The organism is Duganella sacchari (assembly GCF_900143065.1).
GTDB classification, from domain to species: domain Bacteria; phylum Pseudomonadota; class Gammaproteobacteria; order Burkholderiales; family Burkholderiaceae_D; genus Rugamonas; species Rugamonas sacchari.
In genome coordinates, this window is the sequence record NZ_FRCX01000007.1 from 294,265 (window position 1) to 305,879 (window position 11,615).

Consider the following 11,615-nt stretch of genomic DNA (forward strand, 5'->3'; position numbering starts at 1 on the left):
GCTACCGCTCGGAAACCGGCACGCGCCGTTTGCGGCCGCCGTTCTGCTGCTGTTCGAGGAATTCCCACAGCCGGTCGACGATGGGTTTGCCGCGCCGGTGCGGCGAGGGCCGCTCGCGGTACAGGCGGATTTCCATTTCGATTTCCCAGTCCGAAGTATCGCCATCGGCGCGCGCCAGCTGCTTTTGCTTGAGTTCACGCGTGACGGCGGATTCGGGCAGGAAGGCGATGCCGCGGCCTTCGAGCGCCATCATCTTGAGGCCTTCGGCCATGTCGGTTTCGTAATGCGGCTCAAGGTGCAGCGGGGTCCGGGTGTCGCTCAGGATCAGTTCCACCATGCGGCCCAGGTAGGCGTTATTTGTGTAGGATAAGAACGGCAGCGGTGCGCGCTTGGTGCCGGGCAGCGTGAATTCGGGCACCTTGTTTTTATCGCAGCGCGCGTAGGCGCGCAGGGATTCGTGGCCCAGCACCAGCATGTCGTAGCGGCCCGGGTCCAGCTGCACCGGCTGGCGCGGATGGTGATAGCACAGCAGCAGGTCGCAGCCGCCTTCGACCAGCTGCAGCACGGCGTCGTGGACGTTGAGCGCCATCAGGCGGCTGCGGATGGGCGCGAAGTCTTCTTCCAGTTTGGTCAGCCACTTCGGCACAAAGGTCAGCGACAGCGTGTGCGGCACGGCCAGGTCGATGCTGGTCTGCGCGGCGGCGCGTTTGGAACGCAGCATTTCACGCGCGCCGTTGATCTTCGATAGCATCTCCAGCGCCTGTTCGTAGAACACGATGCCGGCCGGCGTCAGACGTGTCGGGTAGGAGGTGCGGTCGATCAGGTCCGTACCGAGCCAGTTTTCCAGCGACTGGATGCGGCGCGAAAAAGCGGGCTGCGTCACGTGGCGCAGCGCCGCCGAGCGGCTGAAGTTATTGGTCTCCACCAGCGAGATGAAGTCTTCCAGCCATTTGGTTTCCATGCAAAGTCCTTTAGGGTGTCGTCGATGCGATGCTGCGCATGGGCGTGAACAGATACGCGCCTGCTGCAAACACGATCAGTATGATGCCACCACCGAGGAACATTTGCGACAGCGAGACGAAAGTCAGCAGCCATCCGGTGCTGGCGGCCGACAACGGCGCCAGTCCCATGAAGATGAACATGAAGATGCTCATGGCGCGGCCCATCATCTGCGGCGGCACGCGGCGCTGTATCCACGTGAAGACGTTGATCTGCATGAAGCCTGCCAGTGCGCCCAGCGACAGCATCAGCAGCGATGCCTGCCACACCGCGTGCACGGCGCCCAGCGGCGCAAGCAGCAGGCCGGCCAGCGCATCGATCAGCAGGATGGTGGCGCCAAAACTGGCGAAGCGCAGACGTGAACCGAATTTCGCTGCGACGGCCATGCCCAGCAGCGTACCCGCACCGTGGGCGCCCATGATGATGCCCAGCGTGGAACCGCCATGCAGATCGCTGGCCAGCACGGGAATCGCCACCTGCATGGCACCGCCGATGAACAGCGACACCGTACCCCAGTAGATAAAGCACATCCGCAGCGGTATGTCGTCCCACACCATGCGCAGGCCGGCGCCGACGGAGCGCAGCACGGATTGCGGCGCGTGCGCGGCGGCCTGAGTGCGCAGCACCACCTTGGACAGGGTCCAGGCCGAGACCACGAAGCTGAGGCAGTCGAAGCCGAACGCCAGCGCCAGGCCGCGCGCGTCGCTGACGGCGCCGTTGCCGTTGCCGGCGAGGGCCAGCAGGCCCGCTGCAATCAGGGGGCCAACCAGCATCGAGACCTGGCGCATCCCCAGCATGACGCCATTGGCCGCCTGCAGATGTTCCGGCGCGATCGCCAGCGGCATCACGGAGGTAGCGGACGGCATGCCAAACGCCTGCGCCAGGCCCAGGCCCAGCGCCAGCGCATATATCAGATTCAGCGTCAGCTGCGGCGTCAGGGCGACGGTCAGCGACAGGTCTTCACTGAGTGCCACGGTGGGCGCCGCGTGCGTGTTCAGCACCAGCAGCGTGAGCAAGGCCAGTAGCACGGCATTGGCGTACTTGCTCAGCATGAGCACGCGCTTGGGCGAATAGCGGTCCACCAGCGCACCGCCGATCAGGATGAAGATGGCGCGCGGAATACTCATGAGCGCAATCACCAGGCCCAGCGCCAGCGTGTCGCCGGTCAGCTTGAGCACCAGCCAGGGCAGGGCGATCATGGTCAGCTGGTCGCCCAGCACGGAGATGGCGCCGCCGCGCATGAGCCATTTGAAGTTGGGGTCGCGCTTTAACGCCGCGCGCTGCGTTTGGGGATCGGCCATGTGGCCCTCGCTTTAAGAGTTGGAAGCGTTCATGCCGGCGATCAGCGCCAGCGCGTTGCTCAGGTCATCGAACTGCGCGGCCGGGCAGCTGCGCAGCAGTTCCTTGCTGATTTGCTCGGCCACGGTGGTGGCGTTGTTGAGCAGTTCGCGGCCGGTGCCGGTGATGGCGGCATACGCCACGCGGGCATCGCGCGGATCTTGCTGGCGTTCGACCAGGCCGATTTTTTCCAGCGGCAGCAGGGTGCGGGTGACACCCGACGCGGTCAGGCCCTGGCGCTCGGCCAGGTCGACGCGGCGCAGGCGGCCGCCGGGCGAACGGTTCAGGTAATGCAGCAGCATGAAGTCGCTGAAACTGATGCCGTGATAGCCGCCCAGTACCTGGTCCAGGCGGCGTACCAGTGTCGCTTGCGCGCGCGCCAGGCGCAGGGTGAATTCCAGGCTGGCGCTGATGGGAGTGGTGTCCATGACGTGTCCTTAGTTGATGAATGCTTGAATAATACTTGAGTGTACAAGTATTGTGCAAGCATTATCGACTGGTCCGTACAGGGCAAACTGCTATAATTGCGGGATGAACGATACTACTCAACTCCCAGCATTGCCGGATCGTCTGTCGATTGATCCGCGCAGCAAATTCCACGTGGCCGCCGTGTTTGAACACGATATCGGCATCAAGTTCAACGGCAACGAGCGCAACGATGTCGATGAATACTGCATCAGCGAAGGCTGGATCAAGGTTCCTGCCGGTAAGGCGCTGGACCGCAAGGGCAACCCGATGCTGATTAAACTGAAAGGCACTGTCGAAGCGTTTTACCGCTAAGGTTCACGCTACTTCAGAAAAAAGGCCATGTGGCTATGCGGCGGTGTCGACCGTCGCATGGCACACATGGCCTTTTTTTCATTTGTTGGCGTCGCCGCGTAGCTTGTCCAGCATTTCCAGCGTGGATGGCGCGAGATTCATGATCCCATGGTAGGCGCAATACTCGCAAAATGCTTCTTCCGGTGTCATCGCTGCGATACTGTTGTCGGAGTGGCCACGGCGGCGCAGAGCGCGCAGACAGGCAGCATCCATATTTCTGGAATTCATGCACTTCTCCCTTTTGAATCTGATAAGGTTGGTGGTTGGGTACAACTTACTGCAAATATTATAATTCGAAAATAATGCCATGTGGCAACAAAATTGGCTTTTCTTAACTTGTGGAAACAATTTGATACGCAAACTGGCGATGGTGGCCCTGCTCCCGCTCAGTTTGCGGGCCATGGCAGCGGACCCGATGATGGTGGTAACGGAAGAATTTTCGCCGTACAGCTATCTGGCGCAGGGCAAGGTGGTCGGTTATTCCACCGAAGTGGTCAGTGAGGCGCTGCAGCGCGCCGGGTTGACGTACAGCGTTCAGGTTTATCCGTGGGCGCGGGCTTTCCATCTGGCCCGGTCCCAGCCGAATGTGCTGATCTTCAGCATTGTGCGTACGCCGGAGCGCGAGGCGCAGTTTCACTGGCTGGCACAGCTGGCGCCGCGCAGCACCTATCTGTACAAGCTGAAAACGCGGCACGACATTCAGGTCAGGACGGTGGAGGATTTGCGGCCTTACCGCATTGCCGCCACGCGTGGCGATATCGTGGAAGAGCAGCTGCACCAGTTCGGGCTCACGGCTGACCTGGCAGCCGGGGATGCGTCCAGCATCCGCAAGCTCATGGCGGGGCGCGTGGATCTGATGGTGGCGTCGGAGCTGTCGATCAAGGGCATCTGCGGGCGTACCCAGGTGCGGTGTGCGCTGCTGGAGCGCACCATGCCCATGCCGGGCCTGACGGAATACTATGTGGCGGCCAGCCTGAGTACGCCGGCCGCCACGGTGCAGGCGCTGCGCACCGGGCTGGAAAAACTGAAGAGCTCGGGCTTCATGCAGCGCACTGCGGACAAATACGGCGTATCGCTCAAGTAGCCGCTTGCGGACGCGGCGCCTGCGCGGCAGGCAGACCGCGCTGCAAACGCCACAGCAGGGTGGCGGCCGTCAGCGAGGTGACCACCACCACATAGCCGATCTTGTCGAAGTGTTCCAGGTGCCCGTCCGGCGCCTGCGTCACGATATGGCCGGCCGCGACCGAGGCCAGGCCGCCCGCCAGTTGCTGAATCGAGGCGCTGATGGCGTTGTAGGAACCGCGCTGGGTCATGCTGGGCACGGTCGACGAAATGGCCTGGAATGGAATCATGCGCGAGAAGATCCCCACGAACAAAACCGAATTCACCACGATCAGCAGCCACAGCGGAACATGGCCGAGGTGGGTGTAGATGAGCACCATGGCGATCGACAGCGCGGTGCCGAACAGGAACACGCGGAACTTGCCGACCGCATCGGCGGCACGGCCGATCAGCGGGCCAATAAAGATGGTGCACAGGCCGGTAACCAGGTACACGGTTGGCAGGTGCTGCAGATCGATGCCCATGTTGTTGACGATGTAGGCGCTGCTGAATGGCATCAGCATGAAGCCCCCCGTGGTCAGCAGCGCGGTCACGCAGAAGGCCAGCAGGTAGCGCTTTTCCGTCACGGTGTGGAACAGATGCATGAACGGGCTGTGTTCCTGCGGCTGGCCCAGGTGCGCGTCCACCGGCTGCATTTTCCAGGCGACCAGCACGCCGCCTGCCAGGCCAAACGCGGCCATGGCCAGGAAGGGCACATGCCAGTTCCACTGGTTCGACAGATAGATGCCGGCCGGGATGCCCAGCACCTGGCTGGCGGCAAACGCGGTCTGGATCAGGCCCATGACGCGGCCACGCATGGCCGGCGGGAACAGGTCGGTCGAGATGGCCAGTACGATGGAGCCGATCACGCCGCCAAACAGGCCGGTGACCACACGCGCCACCAGCAGGCTTTCAAAGCTTTGCGCCATGCCGCACCAGACGGTGCCCAGGATGAAGCCGGTGTAGAAAAACAGCAGCAGCTTCTTGCGGTCGTAGCGGTCGGCAAAGCCGGCCGTGAGCAGGCCGGAAACGCCGGCGCTGAAAGCGTATGCCGAGACCACCAGGCCAAACTGGGCCGGACCGATTTTCAGGTCCGGCATGATGAGCGCGCCCAGCGGCGACATCAGCATGAAGTCCAGGATCACGGCAAACTGCAGGAAGGCCAGCATGGCCACCACGGTTTTCTGGTAGCCGCTGAACGGCGGCGCGGGAGGTTTTGTCATGGATTATTCTTTCGTTGGTTCTTCCGACGGCGCGGCAGCCGGGCGGCAGAAGTTGGCGCGGTGCTTGAAGAACGCCTGGCGTTCTTCCGGCGTCATGGCTTGCCAGCGCTGCCATTGTTCACGCCGTTCATGCCAGTCGCGATGGCCGCGGAAGCCGCCAAACAGAATCCGGCAGAGTAGCAGCATTCCCACGGCCTGCCAATAATTCACGGCATTGGCGCCGGGGAAGACTGTGGGTATCAGCCAGTTCCACAGCAGCATGACGGCGCCGCCCAGGACGCCAACGGCGACCAGGATAAACAGCACTTTGAACATCTTGAAGCGCCGGTGGTCCATATTGTGGTGCATGCGGTGATGCATACGATCGTGATTGCGGTGCATTACAGTACTCCTTTCATTCTTCGTACATGGCTTGCAGGCGCTGGCGCAGGTAGAGTACGGCGTAGCGTTTGCGAGCCAATAAAGTGTTGATCGAGACGCCGGTTTGCGCGGCCATCTCCTTGAAACTGACGCCATCGAGTTCGTGCGCGACAAACACGTCGCGCTGATTGGCGGGCAATTCGTCCAGCGCGAGCTGCAACTCTTCGAGCAGCAAGGCGCGAGTGTAGGCGGCTTCGGGGCCTGCATCGGGCGAGGGCAGCATCAGGTCGAGACGGCATTCTTCGTCCTCGTCGCTGGCTCCCATTTCTTCCAGTGCAACTTCCTTCTTTTTACGGAAACGGTCAATGATACGGTTGCGGGCCACGCGGAACAACCATGCGCTGGCTTGTTCGATGGGTTCCGGCAGGTGATAGGCCTGGGTGAACTCGTAGAACACGTCTTGCATGATATCGTCCGCGTCAGTCTGGTCGGCCACGCGGCGGCGGATGAAATGCCACAGCCGCGACCTCTCCCGCAACACGGTGGCCGTGATGTCCTGGTCTTGCTCGGATGTTGTTATTGGTGCAGTCATGGACTGGAAGACGGTTCAGGTGCCGGGATATTGTACGGCTCCGCAAGTTCGTCGATGGAATGTTCTGCGCTGGCCGTGGTGTCATGGCACGCACAGGAAAATGTGGGGATTGTTGACGATCACCGTGTCGGCAGGCGAGAGCTGATCGGCCAGTCCGGGCAGGGCGGCGTTGATTGCGCTTTTCGCCTCGGTCAAATTCCTGAGCAAGACGACGGACTGGTTTTGGGTGAAGACGAACTCACCGACATACACACTTTTTCCGGCCGGCGCCTCAAACCGGATATTCCCGCCGCTGAGTTGCGTGCCGTTAAACGGGCTGTAGACATAATGCCCGGCCGGGACATCAAACGCAAAATAGTGGCGTGTGCCGGGAATTGCCGGAATCTTGGCCGAGGCTCGATTGTACGTAAAGCAGTTGCCGGTAATCTCGCTGGTGTTCAGGTTGTATTCGTCCAGCTGGACTGCAAATCCGGGGTAATTCCAGCGGCCTTCCATTTTTACGCCATAGACGATGGTGGCGCGATGCGTGCTGACGGTATCGTCCGCAGATAACGGTCTGACGGAGTTGATGACGCAGCCATTTAAAGCCAATACAACAAGAAGCAGGGGAGTTTTTCTTTTCATGGAATCCAGTGGTAGGACGTCTGATGCCGCTTAGGAGAATATTATCAGGATAGCACGGCAACGTGGCTCACGGCAGCGCATAAGTATCATAGTGGCTTTAAATAGAATTTTTGAATAAAGCCAATATTACCAACTAATCAATCCATAAATAAGACACTATTTTCAATATTCTTGCCCTTTCTATTTTTCAATAGTAAATTAAAAATCGAATATCTCTTGAGGGAGGGCGAAGATGTACATAGCTAAATTGTCAGCGTTAGCAACATTGACCATCTTTTCCACTGCAGCGTACGCAGTGGACAGCAGTTTCAGCGGATTTTCCCAATTGACGGTTGGCCGGGTGTTAAGCGGCAGCTCTTCCGGTCCCGTTCCCTATCAATTAAATGCCCAGCCTGGATATAGTTATCAGTGCCCGTGTTTTACCGGTAATTATGAATACGCCGGGGTCTATGAATACCATAAGACCGATGTAAAACAGGAGTCGCTGGCCGGCGTCCAGGGCAATTTCAAGTTCACCCCCGATTTGTCCGCTACGGTGCAGGTGGTGGCGCGCGGCGCCGACAGCTCCGTCAATGCCGACTGGGCCTACGGCAGCTACAAGATTTCCGACAATCTGACCCTGCAGGCTGGCCGCAAGCGCCTGCCGCTGTATTACTACTCCGATTACATGTATGTGGGCTTCGCCTATCCCTGGCTGCGGCCATCGCAGGATCTGTACGCCTGGCAAATCTACTCCTACGACGGCGCCAATCTGCTGTACACCAGCAACGTCGGCGACTGGACTTACACCGGCAACGTCTGGATCGGCCGGCGCAAAAGCACTGACAACGAATTGCTGGGCAATCTGTATTACTCGACGCGTATCGACGAGAGCTGGAAAAAGATGATCGGTGCTTACCTCGACGCAAGCAACGACATTTTCAGTGTCCGCGGCGTCTACATGCACACGGTCGTGGAGCGTTATTCGGTCATCAATGGCACGCGCTCGCTGGTCATGACGGGCGCCAATGGTGACTTCGTCAATGACGTTGGCCAGGCATTTTATGGCATCTCATTCAATGTGGATTATAAAAACTGGCTAGTCCGAAGCGAGATCAACTATATCAACCGGCCATCGGTAAAAAATACCTATACTGCCCAGTCTTATTCCGGTGGATATAAGATGGATAAACATACATTCTTGCTTTCTTGGTCGCAATTCCAGGAACGTTCAGAGTATTGGCCGACCGGCACGGAAAAACACGCGACGACTTCTTTGACTTACCGCTGGGATTTCACCAGTTCACAGGCGCTCAAAGTGCAGTTCGATAAAATCAAGGACAAATCCAAATTTCAGTTCACCGGCGATGCCAACCTGCTGGCGGCATCTTGGCAGATGGTCTTTTAACAGGGAGAGAGTTTATGCGGAAAATTATCCTCTCGACGGCGTTGGTTTGCGCGGCCGTGCTGAGCCAGCCTGCCTTCAGCACCGAAATTGTGGTGGTGGTAAATCCCAAGAATCCGGCCAGCCGCATGTTCTCTGACCAGGCTTCGCAATTCTTCCTGGGGAAGTCGAATATGTTCGTGCCGCTGGATCAGGCGGAAAAGTCGCCGATCCGGGCAGAGTTTTATCAAAAGCTCGCGAATAAAGATGTGTCGCAGGTCAAGGCTGCCTGGGCCAAGATCATCTTTACGGGCAAGGGCGTGATGCCGGTTGAGCTGCATTCAACGGCCGAAGTCAAGAAAGCTGTCGCCGCCGATATCAATGCAATTGGCTATATTGAAAAATCCGCCGCGGATGACACGGTGAAAGCCATATTGACGCTGCCGTAAATTAACCCATCATATCGGTAATGAAAGGCACTAGCTTTTCCGATACTATGTCAATTTGATAATTGACTGGAAGGAAAGCTCGATGGGGATGGTATTTTGCCGGGGATGTGGTAAAGAAATACATGAGACGGCGCCAACGTGCCCGCATTGCGGCGCACCGCAAGGGCAGCCTGTCCGCTCCGGGCCGCCGCGTTCCGACAAGGATTATGCAGTAACGCTGTTGCTGTGCTTCTTTGTCGGCTTCCTTGGCATCCACCGCTTTTACGCCGGCAAAATTGGCACCGGCCTGCTGCAGATGTTTACGTTTGGCGGGCTGGGGATCTGGGCCTTCGTCGACCTGATCTTTGTGGCGCTGGGACGCTTTACTGACAGCGACGGGCGCGAAATCACCTTCCGCTAAATAAAAAAACGGCCGCCAGATTGCTCTGGCGGCCGTTTTGCCGTGTGGCTAGCGTAAGCGATTAACGGTCGCCGTAGCTGCGACGTGGGCGGTCGCTGTTGTACGGGTTGTTGGCTTTGAAGCCCGGACCCTTGTAGCCTTCGCTGGAGCCGCCGACGCCTTCACGGCGCGGTGCGCCACTTGGCTTGCTAAACGAACGCTGGCCTGGCTTGGCGCCGCCACGGTTGTCGCCTGGTTTCCAGCCACCTGGACGCGAGGTGCGTGGTGCGGAACCGGTTTTCTTCGGCTCGTAGCCCTCGACCACATTGACTGGAATCAGCTGCTTGGTGAAACGTTCGATACGTTTCACGTGCATGCCTTCAGCGTGGTTGACCAGCGAGATCGCCAGGCCGTTACGGCCGGCACGGCCGGTACGGCCAATGCGGTGCACGTAATCTTCCGGGAACTTCGGCAGGTCGTAGTTGAATACGTGGGTGATGGTTGGCACGTCGATACCACGTGCGGCAACGTCAGTCGCGATCAGGATCTTGACCTGGCCGCGGCGCAGGCTGTCCAAGGTGCGGTTACGCGCGCCCTGGTGCATGTCGCCATGCAGTGCTGCAGCCGAGAAACCGGCGATGTTCAGACGGTCGGCGATGGTGTCAGCGTCACGCTTGGTGGCGGTGAAGACCACGGCCTGGTCCAGGGCTTCGTCGCGCAGCAGGTGGTCCAGCAGGCGGTTCTTGTGCGACAGGTCGTCGACGAAGTGTACGCGCTGGGTGATGTTCTCATGCTTGTTGGCCGAGCTCACGATCTGAATGATCTGTGGCTCTTTGGTGATGCGGCGTGCCATGTTGCCGACGACGCCATCCAGTGTGGCCGAGAACAGCATGGTCTGACGGGTCGCCGGGGTGGCTTCAACGATTTTTTCGATGTCGTCGATGAAACCCATGTCCAGCATGCGGTCGGCTTCGTCCAGCACCAGGATTTCCAGTTGCGAGAAGTCGATCTTGCCCGATTCCATGTGGTCGATCAGACGGCCTGGGGTCGCGACCAGGATCTCTGGATTCTTGGCCAGCAGTTGCATCTGCTTAGGATATGGCATACCGCCCAGGATCGACACGGCCTTGATGCGGCGCAGGTTGACGCTGTACTTGTCGGTATTGGTCGTGACTTGCAGGGCCAGTTCACGGGTTGGGGTCAGTACCAGCATTTTTGGCTGGGCTGCCTTGAAACGTGGACGCTCGCCGCGGGCGCGGGAAGCCTGCATTTCTTGATTAGGGGTTTTGCCGGCAGCAGCCGGTTCAATTGCGGCCAAACGGTGCAGCGACGGCAGCATGAAGGCTGCAGTCTTGCCGGAACCGGTTTGCGAGGAAACCAACAGGTCCTTGCCTGCGATCGCGGCAGGCACAGCCTGCTGCTGAACTGGGGTCGGCGCGGTGTAGCCGGCGTCGGTCAGGGCTTTGATGATGGACGTGTTGAGACCTAGTGCTTCAAATGTCATGCTTTTCTTTCGTAAAAATCAGCGTCCACGCAATTGCGGAACGCGAAATAGCAACGCCTACCAAAACGAAATGACTCAATCAGAATCGAAAGAAATTTCGGCACAAAAGCTTTGCGCCGGGACGGTGTCAGATCAACGACACCAGAGGCGGGAGGGCTTTATAAGGGCATCCGAACGATGCGCTGTGAGGCTTGCGTAGCTGCTTAACTATCACTGGCTGAATAATCGGTAGCGTTTTGCTATTCACCGATATAGAGAATTCAGCGCAAGGCCGGTATTATGCCCTAGTTTGCTTCACTTGTATAGTTTAGCTGGCCATGCGTTTCAATAATCGCTCAAAGCGCATGCTGGCCAGGTGGGCCTTTTCCAGCAAGGCTTCGCTGATCTCATCGACTTGGGCGTCGCCGGGATGGCTCAGGCCGCCGTAGCCGTAGCGGCGCGTGGTCTGGCGCATGCGTGCCGACATGAAGACGGACAGTGCGCGGTAGAAGCGGGCGGCAAACGCCGCGTCGGTGTCCAGTTTTTCACGCAGGCGCACGTGCGAGACGCGCAGGGCGGAAGCGCCTTCGTTGGCGCGCACGGACGCGGTGGTGCGGGCCGGATCGACCAGCGACATTTCGCCGATGACTTCGCCGCTGCTGAGTTCCGCCACCAGCTCGCCGTTGCCAGCAAGTACGGAGAACGTGCCGTCCAGCACGAAGTACACGCTGTCGGGTTGGCCGCCGTAAGGGATCAGTTCCGCGCCCACAGGGTAGCGCAGGCGATCGCCGGCATTGGCGAGCCATTCCACATCGTCATCCAGCAATTCGCTGAGGATAAAAAGCACTTTGCGCATAGGCGCACGCTCAGGCACTGCGGAGCGTG

Annotated in this window: 15 protein-coding genes; 5 read left to right on the forward strand and 10 right to left on the reverse strand. The window is 59.2% G+C overall.

Annotation, left to right across the window (positions count from 1 at the left end; all coding sequences use genetic code 11):
• Position 1: 1 nt before the first annotated feature.
• From BUA36_RS17680 to BUA36_RS17690, 3 genes are read right to left on the reverse strand one after another with little or no spacing between them, the layout of a single operon-like run.
• Entirely contained in the window at positions 2-961 is a 960-nt protein-coding gene (locus BUA36_RS17680) for a LysR substrate-binding domain-containing protein (protein ID WP_072786623.1), read from the reverse strand.
• 10 nt (positions 962-971) lie between these two features.
• Complete coding sequence (locus BUA36_RS17685; protein WP_072786624.1) at positions 972-2,300, reverse strand: MFS transporter; 1,329 nt, start codon at positions 2,298-2,300, stop codon at positions 972-974.
• 12 nt (positions 2,301-2,312) lie between these two features.
• Positions 2,313-2,765 (reverse strand): MarR family winged helix-turn-helix transcriptional regulator, encoded by a 453-nt coding sequence (locus BUA36_RS17690; RefSeq protein WP_139260626.1) that lies wholly within the window; start codon positions 2,763-2,765, stop codon positions 2,313-2,315.
• A gap of 103 nt (positions 2,766-2,868) precedes the next feature.
• Between BUA36_RS17690 and BUA36_RS17695 the strand changes: the two genes are divergently transcribed.
• A complete protein-coding gene (locus BUA36_RS17695) occupies positions 2,869-3,117 on the forward strand; it encodes a DUF3297 family protein (protein ID WP_072786625.1) in 249 nt (82 codons plus the stop codon).
• Positions 3,118-3,195: 78 nt separating this feature from the next.
• Here the strand turns inward: BUA36_RS17695 and BUA36_RS30390 are convergent, their stop codons facing one another.
• Entirely contained in the window at positions 3,196-3,384 is a 189-nt protein-coding gene (locus tag BUA36_RS30390; protein WP_139260627.1) for a hypothetical protein, read from the reverse strand.
• 121 nt (positions 3,385-3,505) lie between these two features.
• Between BUA36_RS30390 and BUA36_RS17700 the strand changes: the two genes are divergently transcribed.
• Positions 3,506-4,240, forward strand: a complete 735-nt coding sequence (locus BUA36_RS17700) for a substrate-binding periplasmic protein (RefSeq protein WP_072786626.1) — start codon at positions 3,506-3,508, stop codon at positions 4,238-4,240.
• On the opposite strand, the gene BUA36_RS17705 is transcribed toward BUA36_RS17700, so the two are convergent.
• The 4 genes from BUA36_RS17705 to BUA36_RS17720 all read right to left on the reverse strand — a co-directional run bounded on the left by BUA36_RS17705 (position 4,233) and on the right by BUA36_RS17720 (position 7,056).
• Positions 4,233-5,480 (reverse strand): MFS transporter, encoded by a 1,248-nt coding sequence (locus BUA36_RS17705; RefSeq protein ID WP_072786627.1) that lies wholly within the window; start codon positions 5,478-5,480, stop codon positions 4,233-4,235. The two genes, BUA36_RS17700 and BUA36_RS17705, sit on opposite strands and share 8 nt — an antisense overlap.
• Positions 5,481-5,483: 3 nt before the next feature.
• Positions 5,484-5,795 (reverse strand): hypothetical protein, encoded by a 312-nt coding sequence (locus BUA36_RS17710; protein WP_208861908.1) that lies wholly within the window; start codon positions 5,793-5,795, stop codon positions 5,484-5,486.
• Between the two features lie 79 nt (positions 5,796-5,874).
• Positions 5,875-6,432, reverse strand: coding sequence for an RNA polymerase sigma factor (locus tag BUA36_RS17715; RefSeq protein ID WP_072786628.1), 558 nt, complete (start codon positions 6,430-6,432; stop codon positions 5,875-5,877).
• A gap of 81 nt (positions 6,433-6,513) precedes the next feature.
• Positions 6,514-7,056, reverse strand: coding sequence for a hypothetical protein (locus BUA36_RS17720; RefSeq protein ID WP_139260628.1), 543 nt, complete (start codon positions 7,054-7,056; stop codon positions 6,514-6,516).
• A gap of 232 nt (positions 7,057-7,288) precedes the next feature.
• On the opposite strand from BUA36_RS17720, the gene BUA36_RS17725 reads away from it, so the two are divergent.
• The 3 genes from BUA36_RS17725 to BUA36_RS17735 all read left to right on the forward strand — a co-directional run bounded on the left by BUA36_RS17725 (position 7,289) and on the right by BUA36_RS17735 (position 9,268).
• Positions 7,289-8,443 carry a hypothetical protein gene (locus BUA36_RS17725; protein WP_072786630.1) on the forward strand — a complete coding sequence of 385 codons (1,155 nt, stop codon included), beginning with the start codon at positions 7,289-7,291 and terminating at the stop codon, positions 8,441-8,443.
• A gap of 14 nt (positions 8,444-8,457) precedes the next feature.
• Positions 8,458-8,868: a type 2 periplasmic-binding domain-containing protein gene (locus tag BUA36_RS17730; RefSeq protein ID WP_072786631.1), complete on the forward strand. Its 411-nt coding sequence runs from the start codon at positions 8,458-8,460 to the stop codon at positions 8,866-8,868.
• A gap of 82 nt (positions 8,869-8,950) precedes the next feature.
• Positions 8,951-9,268, forward strand: coding sequence for an NINE protein (locus BUA36_RS17735; RefSeq protein ID WP_072786632.1), 318 nt, complete (start codon positions 8,951-8,953; stop codon positions 9,266-9,268).
• A 61-nt stretch (positions 9,269-9,329) separates the two neighbouring features.
• Here BUA36_RS17735 and BUA36_RS17740 read toward each other — a convergent pair whose 3' ends face one another.
• The gene (locus BUA36_RS17740; protein ID WP_072786633.1) at positions 9,330-10,751 is read right to left on the reverse strand and encodes a DEAD/DEAH box helicase; all 1,422 of its coding nucleotides are present in this window, start codon (positions 10,749-10,751) and stop codon (positions 9,330-9,332) included.
• Positions 10,752-11,058: 307 nt separating this feature from the next.
• Positions 11,059-11,586 (reverse strand): cyclic nucleotide-binding domain-containing protein, encoded by a 528-nt coding sequence (locus BUA36_RS17745; RefSeq protein WP_072786634.1) that lies wholly within the window; start codon positions 11,584-11,586, stop codon positions 11,059-11,061.
• Between the last annotated feature and the right edge of the window lie 29 nt (positions 11,587-11,615).

Excerpts from the sequence above, each read along its gene's own strand:
- BUA36_RS17680 (WP_072786623.1), bottom strand. The coding sequence starts at position 961 with ATGGAAACCAAATGGCTGGAAGACTTCATCTCGCTGGTGGAGACCAAT.
- BUA36_RS17685 (WP_072786624.1), bottom strand. The coding sequence starts at position 2,300 with ATGGCCGATCCCCAAACGCAGCGCGCGGCGTTAAAGCGCGACCCCAAC.
- BUA36_RS17690 (WP_139260626.1), bottom strand. The coding sequence starts at position 2,765 with ATGGACACCACTCCCATCAGCGCCAGCCTGGAATTCACCCTGCGCCTG.
- BUA36_RS17695 (WP_072786625.1), top strand. The coding sequence starts at position 2,869 with ATGAACGATACTACTCAACTCCCAGCATTGCCGGATCGTCTGTCGATT.
- BUA36_RS30390 (WP_139260627.1), bottom strand. The coding sequence starts at position 3,384 with ATGAATTCCAGAAATATGGATGCTGCCTGTCTGCGCGCTCTGCGCCGC.
- BUA36_RS17705 (WP_072786627.1), bottom strand. The coding sequence starts at position 5,480 with ATGACAAAACCTCCCGCGCCGCCGTTCAGCGGCTACCAGAAAACCGTG.
- BUA36_RS17710 (WP_208861908.1), bottom strand. The coding sequence starts at position 5,795 with ATGTTCAAAGTGCTGTTTATCCTGGTCGCCGTTGGCGTCCTGGGCGGC.
- BUA36_RS17715 (WP_072786628.1), bottom strand. The coding sequence starts at position 6,432 with ATGACTGCACCAATAACAACATCCGAGCAAGACCAGGACATCACGGCC.
- BUA36_RS17720 (WP_139260628.1), bottom strand. The coding sequence starts at position 7,056 with ATGAAAAGAAAAACTCCCCTGCTTCTTGTTGTATTGGCTTTAAATGGC.
- BUA36_RS17725 (WP_072786630.1), top strand. The coding sequence starts at position 7,289 with ATGTACATAGCTAAATTGTCAGCGTTAGCAACATTGACCATCTTTTCC.
- BUA36_RS17730 (WP_072786631.1), top strand. The coding sequence starts at position 8,458 with ATGCGGAAAATTATCCTCTCGACGGCGTTGGTTTGCGCGGCCGTGCTG.
- BUA36_RS17735 (WP_072786632.1), top strand. The coding sequence starts at position 8,951 with ATGGGGATGGTATTTTGCCGGGGATGTGGTAAAGAAATACATGAGACG.
- BUA36_RS17740 (WP_072786633.1), bottom strand. The coding sequence starts at position 10,751 with ATGACATTTGAAGCACTAGGTCTCAACACGTCCATCATCAAAGCCCTG.
- BUA36_RS17745 (WP_072786634.1), bottom strand. The coding sequence starts at position 11,586 with ATGCGCAAAGTGCTTTTTATCCTCAGCGAATTGCTGGATGACGATGTG.